The sequence below is a fragment of the Streptomyces sp. NPDC085946 genome, assembly GCF_044540485.1.
Taxonomy (GTDB): Bacteria; Actinomycetota; Actinomycetes; order Streptomycetales; family Streptomycetaceae; genus Streptomyces.
In genome coordinates, this window is sequence record NZ_JBITSF010000006.1 from 1 (window position 1) to 12758 (window position 12758).

General features: G+C 73.3%; 7 protein-coding genes and 2 pseudogenes. 1 reads left to right on the forward strand and 8 read right to left on the reverse strand.

Translation table 11 applies throughout. The annotated features are described in order from the left end of the window. A pseudogene (locus ACIF8T_RS14320) lies at positions 1–184 on the forward strand (2-oxoacid:ferredoxin oxidoreductase subunit beta); the annotation flags it as partial. A gap of 212 nt (positions 185–396) precedes the next feature. Here the strand turns inward: ACIF8T_RS14320 and ACIF8T_RS14325 are convergent. From ACIF8T_RS14325 to ACIF8T_RS14360, 8 genes and pseudogenes are all read right to left on the reverse strand, one after another. After that, a pseudogene (locus ACIF8T_RS14325) lies at positions 397–744 on the reverse strand (beta-eliminating lyase-related protein); the annotation flags it as partial. 139 nt (positions 745–883) lie between these two features. After that, entirely contained in the window at positions 884–2164 is a 1281-nt protein-coding gene (locus ACIF8T_RS14330; protein WP_400034733.1) for a homoserine dehydrogenase, read from the reverse strand. Between the two features lie 174 nt (positions 2165–2338). Continuing rightward, entirely contained in the window at positions 2339–4669 is a 2331-nt protein-coding gene (locus ACIF8T_RS14335) for an amino acid adenylation domain-containing protein (protein WP_400034735.1), read from the reverse strand. Next, entirely contained in the window at positions 4666–5460 is a 795-nt protein-coding gene (locus tag ACIF8T_RS14340; protein WP_400034737.1) for a hypothetical protein, read from the reverse strand. The genes ACIF8T_RS14335 and ACIF8T_RS14340 overlap by 4 nt, the downstream gene beginning before the upstream one ends. Next, positions 5457–6470 carry an NAD-dependent epimerase/dehydratase family protein gene (locus tag ACIF8T_RS14345; RefSeq protein WP_400034739.1) on the reverse strand — a complete coding sequence of 338 codons (1014 nt, stop codon included), beginning with the start codon at positions 6468–6470 and terminating at the stop codon, positions 5457–5459. The genes ACIF8T_RS14340 and ACIF8T_RS14345 overlap by 4 nt, the downstream gene beginning before the upstream one ends. A gap of 2 nt (positions 6471–6472) precedes the next feature. Continuing rightward, on the reverse strand, positions 6473–7816 hold the full coding sequence (locus ACIF8T_RS14350; RefSeq protein WP_400034741.1) for a cytochrome P450: 1344 nt from the start codon (positions 7814–7816) through the stop codon (positions 6473–6475). Between the two features lie 25 nt (positions 7817–7841). Then, entirely contained in the window at positions 7842–9113 is a 1272-nt protein-coding gene (locus tag ACIF8T_RS14355) for an MFS transporter (protein WP_400034743.1), read from the reverse strand. Then, complete coding sequence (locus ACIF8T_RS14360) at positions 9103–12756, reverse strand: type I polyketide synthase (protein WP_400034745.1); 3654 nt, start codon at positions 12754–12756, stop codon at positions 9103–9105. The genes ACIF8T_RS14355 and ACIF8T_RS14360 overlap by 11 nt, the downstream gene beginning before the upstream one ends. Positions 12757–12758: the final 2 nt, after the last annotated feature.

A 12758-nucleotide genomic window follows, 5' to 3' on the forward strand; every position in this document is an offset into this window, starting at 1 on the left:
GCTGTCCCGGCTCGCCGACCCCGACACCCTGCACCACACCCCGATCGGCGTCCTGCGCTCCGTCGACCGGCCCGTCTACGACGCGCAGATGACCGCCCAGCTCGACACCGCGGTCGAGCGGCACGGCAAGGGCGACCTGGCCGCGCTGCTCGCCGGCGGCGACACCTGGACCGTCGTCGGCTGATCCTGAGCAGAAGGCGGTGGCACCACCGGTCGAACCGGTGGTGCCACCGCCTTCTGTTCGCCCCGGCCGGCCCCGGGTTCCTCCCCGACGGCGGCCGCGAACGTGTCCACGTCCTCCTCGGTGGTGTCGAAGGCGGTCACCCGACGGACCTCACCGGTGCGCTCGTTCCGGACGTGGGACGGCAGCACGTCCGCTCCGGCGTCCGCCGTCATGCCGTACAGGGACACGCCGGGATGGGTTGCCGCGTTCGCGATGCGGGCGCCGTCCCCGTGCACCGGCAGGTCCGGGCCGTGGGCCTGCTCGCGGAGGGCGAGGAGCTCGACGGCGGTGCGGCAGAGCCCGGTCCCGGTGCACCGGGTGAGGGGGACGACCTCGGGCCGTGCCCGGTGCCGGTGGCCGAGGTCCGCCGCGCGGTGGGCGACCGGTTCGGGGTGGGCTCGCCGTCCGGAGCGGGGACGGGCGGCAGCCTGACGCCGCCCGCCCGCTCCGGTGCGCCGCAGTCGTTCGGCGGGGACGTCACCGCCGCAGCCCGGCTGGTGGCCGCCGTCGGCGCGGGCGATCGCCGCCGGCGCCTCGGGGCGGACCCGGGTGTGGTCGTCGCCGGCGAGACCACGCCGGGTGGGACCGTGGAAGGGGCTGTCGTCGTCGTGCGGCCCTTCCGGCCGGGAGCGTGGGGGTGGCGGCCGAAGGCCCCCGCGGTCAGAGGGCCTCGGCGCGGATGGTGCGCGGTACGTCCCGCACCTGTGTCAGGTCCCGCAGTTCCGCCACGGCCGCGGAGAGCGCCCTGTCCGTGGCGCGCTGGGTGGACAGGAACAGCCGGGCGCCGCCGTCGGCACGCGTCTGCCGGAAGTCCTCGACGGACACCCCGTGGCGTTCGAGTACGGCGACCACGGCGCCGACGACGCCCGGCCGGTCCGTCACGTCCAGGGTGATGTGGTAGCGGGTGACGACGTCCCCGATCGGCCGGACCCGGCGTCGTTCGTACGCCGAGTCGCCGGACCCCGTGACACCGGCCAGCCGGTTGCGGCACGCGGCGACGAGGTCGCCGAGCACGGAGGCGGCCGTGGGCGCCCCGCCGGCGCCGGGACCGTAGAACATCAGCTGCCCCGAGGCGTCGGCCTCCACGAACACCGCGTTGAACGCGTCGCGCACCGAGGCCAGTGGATGGCCGGCGGGCAGCATCGCCGGGTGTACCCGGACGGTGATGTCGCCGTCCGGGGCGCGGTCGCAGACGGCGAGGAGTTTGACCACCCGGCCCACGGACCGGGCGGCGGCCATGTCCGCAGCGGTGATGTCGGTGATGCCCTCGCGGTGCACCTGGTCCAGGCGGACCCGGGTGTTGAACGCGAGCCCGGCGAGGATGGCCGCCTTGGCGGCCGCGTCGTGGCCCTCGACGTCGGCGGTCGGATCGGCCTCCGCGTAGCCGAGGGCCATGGCTTCCTTCAGTGCCCTCGGGTACTCCCAGCCGGCGGTGTCCATGCGGTCGAGGATGAAGTTGGTGGTGCCGTTGACGATGCCGAGCACCCGGGTGACCCGGTCGCCGGCCAGGGACTCGCGCAACGGCCGCAGCAGGGGTACGGCGCCGGCCACCGCGGCCTCGTAGAACAGGTCGACGCCGCTGTCGCGGGCGGCGGCGTGCAGGGCGGCTCCCTCGGTGGCGATCAGGGCCTTGTTGGCGCTGACGACGGAGGCGCCGTGGGCGAACACCTTCGTGATCAGGTCGTACGGGCGGTCGACGCCGCCGATGACCTCGATCGCGACGTCGATGTCGCCCCGGGTCACCAGGGCGTCCGCGTCGGTGGTGACGAGGTGGGAGGGGATGCCGGGGCGAGGCAGGTCCGCGCGGCGCACCGCCACCCCGGCGAGCTCCACCCGGGCGCCGATGCGTGCGGTGAGGTCGGCTTCGTGAGCCGCCAGGTACCGTGCGACATCGCTGCCGACGACGCCGCAACCCAGCAGAGCTACCTTCAGAGTGCGCATGTCGGACTGCTCCGTTTCCGAGACCGAAGTGAGAAGGCCGTGGTCGGCCGGGGAGGGGAAAGGGCGTGGACGCCCGGCGGGCGGTCCCGCGTCCACGGTGGCGAGCCCGGGCGGGGCCGGCGGGGGGTGTGCCGGCACCGCCCGGGGCGTGGCCCACGGAGTGACGTGGGCGGTCTACGGGGTGATGAGGCCGGCGATCGCGCCGACGGTCGGATCGTCGAAGAGCTGCCTGATCCGCAGGCGCACACCCGAGCGCTCGTGGATGTCGTTGATCAGCCGGCTGGCCAGCAGGGAGTTGCCGCCGGAGGTGAAGAAGTGCTGCTCGACGCCGACGTCCCGGATGCCGAGAAGCTCGGTGAACAGCTCGGCCACCAGGATCTCCCCCGCCGTGGCCGGTTCACGTCCCACGCGGGCCACCCGGGACTCGGGCCGGGGCAGGGCCGCCCGGTCCAGCTTCTCGTTGGCGGTGAGCGGCAGCCGCTCCAGGACGACGAACGCGCTCGGCACCATGTAGTCGGGCAGCGCCGCTTCGGCCTGCGCGCGCAGCCCGGCCAGGTCGGGGGCCGCGTCGTTCGCGGAGACCACGTACGCCACCAGTCGCTGGTCGCCCGGGGTGTCCTCGCGGACGAGGCAGACCGCCTGGCTGAGCTGCCCGTCGCGCAGCAGGACGGACTCGATCTCTCCCAGCTCGACCCGGAATCCGCGGATCTTGACCTGGTGGTCGAGCCGGCCGAAGAACTCGATGACGCCGTCGGCCCGCCAGCGCGCCGCGTCCCCGGACCGGTACATGCGGGCGCCGGGCCCGCCGTACGGGTCGTCGACGAAGCGCTCAGCGGTCAGGTCGGGCCGGCCCAGGTATCCCTCGGCCAGCTGGACACCGGCGAGGTACAGCTCGCCGGTCACCCCGGGCGGCAGCTGGCGGCGCTGCTCGTCGAGCACGTAGAGGCGGGTGTTCCACACCGGCCGCCCGATCAGCACCGGGCCCGGCTCGGGCTTCTTCGGGCACAGCATCGACGTCACGTCCACGGCCGCCTCGGTGGGGCCGTAGACGTTGAACAGGTCGGCGTCGAGGACCGAGGAGAACCACGCCTGCAGTTCGGCGGGCAGGGCCTCGCCGCCGCACACCACACGGCGCAGGCTCGTGCAGGCGGCGGCGCCCGGCTCCCGCAGGAACACCTTCAGGCCGGAGGGCACGAAGTGCGTGATGGTGATGTTCTCGGTGACGATCGTCTCGGCCAGGTAGGCGGGGTCGCGGTGCCCGTCGGGGTCGGCGACCACGATCGACGCCCCGGCGAGCAGCGGCCAGAACACCTCGCGCACGGTCACGTCGAACCCGGCCGGCGTCTTCTGCAGCAGCCGGTCGTCCGGGCCCAGCGGGATCTGGTGCTGCATGTGGTGCAGCCGGTTGGTGATGGCACGGTGGGCGACCACCACTCCCTTGGGGCGCCCCGTCGAACCCGAGGTGTAGAGCACGTACGCCGGGGAGTCGGGGGTGAGCGGTGCGCGCCGGTCGGCGTCCGTGGGCGGGGCGGGGACGGCCGCCGCGAGCCGGGCCACGGTGTCCGGGGCGTCCAGGACCAGCTGCCGCGCGGGCACCAGGACCGAGTCCGTCAGCTCCCGCACGGTCACCACCTGGGTGACCCCGGCGTCGGCGAGGACCTGGTTGATGCGTTCCACCGGGTAGCTCGTGTCCACCGGCAGGTAGGCGGCGCCCGTCTTGACGATGGCGAGGGCGGTGACGACGTAGTCGACCGACCGCGGCAGCACCATGGCGACGATGTCCCCGTGGCCGGCGCCGTCGGCGATCAGCAGCCGGGCGATCCGGCTGGCGCGCCCGTCCAGCTCGGCGTAGCTGAGCCGCTGGTCACGGTGGCTGAGGGCGGGCCGCTCCGGGTGCGCCGCGGCGTTCGCCTCGACCAGTTCGGGAAGCGTCAGGGTCGGCACCGGGTGCGCGGTGTCGTTCCACACGTGCATGATCTGGTGGTGCTCGGCGGGCGTGAGCAGTTCGACGCCGCCCACCTCGGCCGTCGGGCCGGCCTCCAGGAGGCGCCGGGTGAAGTGGCCGAGACGGTCGGTGTGCGCGGCCACCTCCTCGTCGCTGTGGCGCTCCGGGTTGCCCCGCGCCCAGGCGTTCAGGTGGCCGTCCGCGTCGAGGGCGAGGACGAGGGCGAGGTCGTCCACCGCCACCGGGTCCGCGTCGAGGAGCACCTGTGTGCCGACGGGCGTGGTGGCGGCCTCGGCCGCGACCGGCGAGGTGCGGGCCGCGCGGACCCGCTCCACCAGCTCGGCCAGGGTCGTCGTGGGCTCGACGCGCAGCCTGAGCGGCCCGGGCAGGCCGGCCACCCTGAGCGCCACCTCCCCCTCCGAGGTCAGCCGGTGGCGGTAGGCCGCGGCGCAGGCGAGGGCGTGGTCGGCCCAGTCGGCGGCAGGCGACGCGGTGACGTCGTCGAGGAGGATCCCTCCCGCGGAGGTGGTCCGCGGTGCTTGTGTGTCGTGCACGGTCATGCGCCACGCTCCAGCAGGAATCGGTGTACGGTCTCGGCCACGTCCGGGGTGTCGAGCAAGGCCGCGGTGTCCACGGGGAAGCGCTGCACGGCGCGTGCGTGCACGGCACCCGGACCGCCGTGCGCCGAGGTCAGGGCGAGCGCCGCGGCCCAGCCCTCCTCCGGGTGCAGTTGCCGGGCCGCGTGCAGGTAGGAGACGTAGGACCGGAACAGGCCGAGCAGGTCCTCGCTGGTCTCCTCGTCGAAGCCGAGCAGGTCGAAGGCGGTGCCCGCGACGGTCTCGTAGACCTTGACGACCTGGGCCGCGGTGGCGGTGAAGTCCTCCTCGCCGGCCGCCTCGCAGACGGCCAGGACCTCGGCGACCGCGTCGGAGCGCTCCTGTTCGGGGACCACCGTGAGGGTGTCGACGGTCTTGCGGAAGTCGCGGTACAGGCTCAGCCGGTCCACCGGCTCGGGGTCGAGGAGCAGCAGCGCCGGCCGCTCCCCCTGCTCCTCGGCGATCTCGTCGGCGAGCGTGGCGGCGAACACACCGCCCACGCAGTAGCCCATGACGGTGTCGATGTGCCGGGAGCCCTGCGGGAGCCGGCGCCACCGGCGCAGATAGTCCCGCGCCGACAGCAACTCGCTCTCGGCCTCGGCGGGCTGGGTGGTCTGCCAGATCTCCCGCGGGGTCAGGCGCGCGGCGAGGCGGCGGAAGTCGGCCTCCGGCCTGCCGGTGGAGTCGAAGTCGACCGCCAGGATCGTACGGGCCGGGTCGCCCTCGCCGATCCTGCGCCAGTTGTGCGCGCTCATCGCGGTTCTCCTTCCGGTTTCCGCAGCAGCTCGGCCTCCTCGGCCGGGGTGAGCCCCGCCTCGCGCTCGCGGTCGAGACCGAGACGGCGCTCGTGGGCGAGGACGTCGCCGACGACGTCCTCGACCGGGCGGTGGACGAGACCGGCGGCGACGGCCCGGGTGTGGTCGTGGGCCATGAATCCGCGGTCCTCCGGGGGGACCCACAGCGGCAGCGACTTCGGTCCCCGCCACACCTGCACCCCGGTCCGGTCCAGGTGCTCCTCGGAGACCGGGACGAGGTCGGTGTCCGGTGCGCCGACCGTCTTGACGATCAGGTCGAGCAGCTCGCCGAAGGGCAGGCTCGGGCCGACTCCGTTGTAGGTGCCCGCGATGCCCTGTTCGCCCGCGTCGACGATCCACGCCGCGAGGTCGCGCACGTCGACCACCTGTGTGGGCTGCTCGGGGACGTCCGGTACGGCGACGCGGCCGCCGCGGGAGATCCGCGCGGGCCAGTAGCCGAAGCGGTCGGAGACGTCGCCGGGGCCCACGATGAGCCCGGAGCGCACGATCAGCGCCCGCTCGTCCAGGGCGGCGCGCACCGCGTTCTCGCAGGCGACCTTGATGGCGCCGTACAGATGCGGGTGCTCGATGCGTTCCAGTGCCGCCGCGCCGGACTCGGCGGGCTCGTGCAGGGCCGCGTCTTCGTTCTGCCCGGCGGTGACGGCGTCGGCGTACACGTTGATGGACGACACGAACGTCCAGTGCCGGGCGCGCGTGCCGAGCACCCGCAGCGCCTCCTGGACCCACGGGTACGACATGGTGGCCACGTCCACCACCGCGTCGAAGTCGGTGCCCGCCAGCGGGGCGAGGCCGTCGGGGGCGTCCCGGTCGACCTTGACGAGCGTGGCGCCGTCCGGGACGTTCCCGGAGGTGCCGCGCGCCGCGCAGAGGACCTCGTGCCCTCGGCGTACGGCTTCGGCAGCGACGGCGTGCGACAGGAAGGCCGTACCGCCCAGTACGAGGATCCGCATGGTCAGGAACCCCCGTGGGCGACGGGGCAGCCGGTCATGGCCGGCTCCTCGGAGGCGTCGGCGGCGGAGCGGGGCCGCAGACGCTCGTACGACACCGGCAGCTTCGCCAGTCCGCGGCTGACCGAGTTGTCGTACACCCACTCGGTGTCGGCGGGGTCGATGGCCAGGGTCAGGCCCTCGAGCCTGCGGAGCAGCGTGGGGAAGACGACGTGGCCCTCCAGGCGGGACAGCGGGGCGCCCGGGCAGAAGTGGGGACCGTGACCGAAGGTGAGGTGACGGTTGTTGGTGCGGGTGATGTCCAGGCGGTCGGGGTCCTCGAAGATCTTCGGATCGCGGTTGGCGGCGGCGATCAGCAGGTGGACGAACGCCTCCTTGCCGATGGGGACGTCGTCGATCTCCATGTCCTGCGCGGCGACGCGCAGGGTGCCGCGGTAGCTCGGCGACTCGTAGCGCAGGAACTCCTCGACCGCGGAGACCACCAGGTCGGGCCGGGAGCGCAGCAGGTCGAACTGGTCGCGGTGGGTGAGCAGGGCGTGGACGCCGTTGCCGATGAGGTTGGTGGTGGTGCGCTGGCCCGCGATGATCACCAGTGACATCGTCGAGGCGATCTCGTCGATGGTGAACGTGCCCTCCTCGTCGGCCGCGCGCAGGAGCTGGCTCACCAGGTCGTCGCCCAGGTCGGAGCGGCGGGTCTCCAGGAGATCGAGGATGTACTGCTCGAAGGAGGAACTCACCTGCTTGAGGCGGTTGTTGGCCTCCTCGTCCGCGTACGGGGCACCGCCGAGGATCTTGGACCAGTCGTAGAGCATCTCGCGGTCCGAGACATCCACGCGCAGGTACTCGAAGATGACCATGACGGGCAGGACGCGGGCGAACTCCATCAGGTCGATCTCGCCCGACTCCGGGAACGCGTCGATGAGGTCGTCGGCGATCTCCTGGATGCGCGGGCGCAGCTTCTCCATGCGGCGCGGCACGAAGGACTTGCTGACCAGCTTGCGCAGCCGCGAGTGTTCCGGGGCGTCCGCGATGAGCATGTTGCGGGCCTGGACGGGGCTGTTGTCGAAGAGCTGGTCGCGGAACCACTTCGGCGCGTTGTCCAGGGACTTGGAGATACGGCTGTCACCGAACGCCTTCAGCGCCATCTCGTAGTCCGACACGATGTACGCCTCGGCGCCGGGCGGATGGTTGATGGCGCGCACGGGGCAGGAGGACCGCAGCTGCGCGTAGGTCGCGTTCCGGTCGTCGATCGGGTGCGTGAAGAACTCCGGGGGCAGGGGCTCCGCCTGACCGCCCGGCAGTCCCTCGCCGGCGTCGACCGGGGTGGCCTCGGTGATCTCCTGTGTCATGGCAACTCCTTGATGGTGGTTCGGTTCACATCAGGTCCTGAGCCGAGGCCAGGCTGCGGATGCCCTTGGTCAGGGTGGGCAGGGCGCCGAGGGTGGCGACGGCGCCGATGGTGGCGAAGACCCAGGCCGGGCCCGCGGCCTCGAAGACGGCGCCGATCGCGAGGACGCCGAGGGGCGAGACGATCGTGGAACTGAAGACGATCGCTCCGAGGACTCGGCCCTGGAGCTCGTCGGGCACGACTTTGGCCGTGTAGGTGAGGAACAGCGCGTTGATGATGGGCCCGCGGATGTAGACGCAGGCGACGACGATGCCGAGCGGTACGACCCCGGGCACGGTCGCGAGGAGAACGGCGGCGACCGGCCCGATCCAGTAGCCCGCGATGAACACCGCCGACGGACGGGCTCGCTTGATGACGAACTCCGCCATCAGCGCCCCGGCCAGCCCGCCGGCGCCGGCGATCGCGAGGGTCAGCCCGATGAACGACTCGGACGCTCCGCGCTCGGTCCCGGTGGCGATGACGGCCAGGGAGATCCCGGTCGTGTTGAACGCCAGGTTGGACAGCGTGACACTGACGATCAGCGGACCCAGCACCGGGTGCTTCGCCAGGTAGCGGAAACCGCCGAGGATTTCCTTCTTCCCACCGGGCACCGCGAGCGGCCGTGGCGTCTTGCGGACGAAGAGCATCAGCACGGTCGAGACCGCGAAGGAGATGCTCGCGCCGATGAACGGCAGTACCCGTGTCACCCCGTACAGGGCACCGCCGATGGACGGTCCCGCCGTGATGGCGCCGAACCAGCGGATCTGGTTCTGCGCGGTCGCCTGCGCGAGCTGGTCGGGCCGCACCAGCTGCTTGATCATCGCCATGCCGGCGGGCATCGACAGGCCGAAGCAGGCCGCCGACACGATGGCGATGCCGAGCGTCACGACCACGTTCACCGCGTCCGCGAGGACCAGCAGGGTGAACACGCCGAGCAGTGCCGCCCGCAGCAGGCTGCAGCCGATGAGCAGCCGCTTGCGGTCTACCCGGTCGGCGAGGATGCCGCCCCAGAACGACATCAGGCCCTGGGCGAGCAACTGGGACGAGCCGACGAGTCCGGCGGAGGCCGCCGAACCCGTCGTGGCCAGGATGAGCAGCGGATAGGCGACGCCCGCGGCGTGCTCTCCGACACCGGCGAACGCCTCACTGCTCCACAGCGCCTGAAAGGACCGGTTGCGCAGCAGCTTCGGCCCGGCGGGCGGCCCGGGCGTCGACTCGGGTGTGTCGGCCGTGATGGCCGTCGTCCGGTCACTCGCCATCGTGCCGCTCCTCGACCGGGTCGTCGGCCAGCAGGCCGCCGAGCTTCGCGGCGAGATCACCCACGTGGGGCTCTCGCAGCATCGACCAGTGCTCACCGGCCACCGGCACCACGGTGACGTCGGGCCCGTACAGTCCCCTGAGGCCGAGCCGCAGCTGTCGGGCCTCCCCGGCGCCGACGCCCACCTTGAACACCGCGGTCGGGCAGCCGGCCGGACGGGGCCGGTAGCGCGTCAGGGTACGAAACTTGTCCAGCAGCAGCCTGCGCAGCGCCGGGTTGCGCCGCGCCTGCGCCCCCGCCTCGCCCACTCCGAGTGCGGCGCAGGCCATGAGCCGCAGATGCCCCAGTACGAAGGAGGGGTCGGCGCCGATGCGGCGGCCCGCCCGGCCGGGCATGTACGCGTCCAGGCAGACGAGCAGGTCGACGCGTGCCCCGCGCCGGGCCAGTTGCCTCGCCATCTCGTGGGCCACGACGGCGCCGAAGGACCAGCCGCCGACGGTGTACGGGCCCTCGGTCTGGAGCCCGGTCAGCGTCTCGACGTGGAACGCGGCGATCTCCTCGATCCGCGCCCCGTCGACGCCCCTGGGCTCCAGCCCCAGCACCGGGCGCGTCGTGTCCAGGCCGTCGGCCAGGGCGAGGTAGCTCAGCGTGGAGTCCGCCGCGTCCGCCACCAGGAACACGGGCCTGCCCGAGCCCTCGCGCAGCCGTGTGAAGCGCGGCTCGGGCGGGGTGGCCGCCTCGGTGACGGCGGTCTCGGGCACGGTCTCCCCGAGCGGCCCGTCGCCCAGCTGTTCCTCCGCCACCCGGCGCAGGTGGCCGAAGGTCGGCTCGCGCATGAACTCGGCGACGGGGACGACGACGTGGGCCTTCTCCCGCAGCTGCGTCATCAGGTTCAGCACCACCAGCGACTCACCGCCGAGGTCGAAGAAGTTGTCCGGGTCGGAGGCGGACGTCACGCCCAGCGACCGGCACCACAGCTCCTCGACCCGGCGCCGGGCCGCGGACCCGCGGTCGGCGCCGTCGGCCCGCGCGGTGTCCGTGCGCGGTGCCTCGGTCCCGGGGTCCTGCTCGGCGAAGGGGTGGCCCGGCAGCGAGCACCGGCGGGCGGTGTCCGGCGCGCCGTCGAGGGCCGCGCCGGCCTCGGCAAGGAGGGGGCCGGCGACGTCCAGGCCGCGCTCCCACAGGGCCCCGAGGCCGCGCAGCAGGCCGCGCTCCTCGTCCTGCTCCCTGCCCAGGAGCGGCACCGCGGTGCGGGCCGGGTCCCACTGGGGGGCGAGGCGCAGCGCGCCCAGCATCGTGCTGCCCGGGCCGAGTTCGACGAACGTGTCGCAGTCGGAGCCGAGCAACGTGGCCATACCGGCGTCGAGCTGGACGGGCCTGCGCACATGGGCGCCCCAGTAGTCGGGGCCCGACACGGCGTCGGGGTCGGCCCAGTCGCCGGTGACGTTGGAGACCACCCGCAGCTCGGGCAGCCGGGTGGGCATGGCCGAGATCAGCTCCGCGAGACGGTCCGCGACGGGGGCCTGCAGTTCGCAGTGGGCGGCCCGGTCGACGTTGAGCGGTTTCAGGTCGAGGCCGGCCAACGCGTCGCCCTCGATCAGCTCCGTCATGGCGTGCGCGGGACCGGAGAGCACCACGCCGCCCCGGCTGAACATGGAGACGGTCACCTCGTCGCCCAGGCGCACCCTGCGGGCCACTTCCTCCGCGGGGGCGTTGACCGCGAGCATCCGGCCGGGTGCCGTGGCCCGCAGCCCTTCGGCGCGCTCGTGCACCAGGACGGCCGCGTCGGTCGGCGACCACACTCCGGCGAGCGCGGCGGCGGCGTACTCGCCGACGCTGTTGCCGAAGAGGGCCGCCGGCTTCACTCCCCACTCCTGCAGCTGCCGGGCGAGTGCGTAGCCGAGGGTGTAGAGCCCCAGTTGCTGGTGCGCCCAGTCCTCGAACCAGGCCGTCGCCACGGCGGTCCGCGACACCACCGGGGACAGGTCGATCCCGAAGCGGGCCCTGGCGAAGCCGGCGATCTCGTCGAAGTGCTCCCGGAACGCCGGCAGCAGCCGGTACGGGACCGCACCCGCCGGGTGCCGCAGCACTCCGTGCCCGGGGAAGAGGAACGCCACCTGCGACAGCGACCGCCGCTCGGGTGCGCGCGCACCGCGCAGCAGCCGGGCGGCCTCGGTGCGGTCGCGCGCGACGAGACAGGCCCGGTGCGGGTGTTGCCTGCGGTCCGCCAGGGTCCGCGCCACCGCGTCGAGCGCCGGCGCGGGTGCGGCCTCGAGCCGCTCGGCGAGCCGGTGGCCGTACCGCCCGAGGGCTTCGGGTGTGGCGGCGGAGAGCAGCAGTGCCCGGGCCGACGGGCCCGCGGCGGGTGCCGGGAGCGGGGGCGCGGCGGCGAGGACGACATGGGCGTTGGTACCGCCCACGCCGAAGGCGCTGACCGCGGCCACCGGGGTCCGGTCCGCGGGCCACGGGCGGTTCTCGACGCACACCTCGAAGGGCGAGGTGTCCAGGTCGAGCAGGGGGTTCGGCCTGGTGTAGTGCAGTGTCGGCACCAGTTCCCGGTGTTCGATCATCAGCACCGACTTGATGAAGCCGGCCACGCCGGCCGCCGCGCTGGTGTGGCCGATGTTGCTCTTGACGGAGCCCAGCCAGGTCGGGTGGTCCTGCGCGGTACCGAACACGTCGGTGAGGGCGGCCACTTCGACCGGGTCGCCCATCGGGGTGGCCGTGCCGTGGCACTCGATGTGGTCGATGTCGCCCGGCTCGATCCCGGCGATCCGCTGGGCGTGCCGGATCACCTCGCTCTGGCCGGGGATGGAGGGCGCGGTGAAGCCCAGCTTGTCCGAGCCGTCGTTGTTGAGGGCCGATCCCCGGATCACCGCGGCGATCCGGTCGCCGTCCCGCAGCGCGTCCTCCAGTCGCTTGAGGACGACCACTCCCACGCCCTCGCTGGGCACGGTGCCGGCGGCCTTCTCGTCGAAGGGGCGGCAGTGGCCGTCGGGCGAGAGGATGCTTCCCTGCTCGTGCAGATAGCCCCACTCGCCGGGCGGCGACACGGTGACACCGCCGGCCAGTGCCGCGTCGCACTCGCCGGTCAGCAGCGCCTGGCGCGCCATGTGGATCGCCGTGAGCGACGTGGAGCACGCCGTCTGCACGGTGATCGCGGGGCCGCGCAGGCCGAGTTTGTACGCCACGCGGGTCGCCACGAAGTCCTTCTCGTGGCTCACCATGCGGACCAGCGGGCTGAGTTCGCCGGAGCTGTCGAGCAGGGTCCGGTCGGACCCGGCGTACACCCCGACGCGTCCCTCGAACCGGCCGGCGTCGAGTGCGGCGTCGTCGAGGGCGGTCGCGGCGCATTCGAGGAACACCCGCTGCTGCGGGTCGATGTGCGCCGCCTCGGCCCGGTTGTAGCGGAAGTACGTCCAGTCGAAGTTGCGCGAGCCGTCGAGGACGCCCTTGGCCGGTACGAACTCCGGGCGCAGGACGAGTTCGGGGTCCGCGCCCTTGGCGAGGAGGTCGTCGACGTCGAACCGCGTGATGCCTTCGCGCCCGTCGCGCAGCAGCCGCCAGAACTCATGTACGTCAGCGGCGCCCGGGTAGCGGCACGCCATCCCGACGACGGCTATCGCTTCGGTGGGCCGGGCCACCG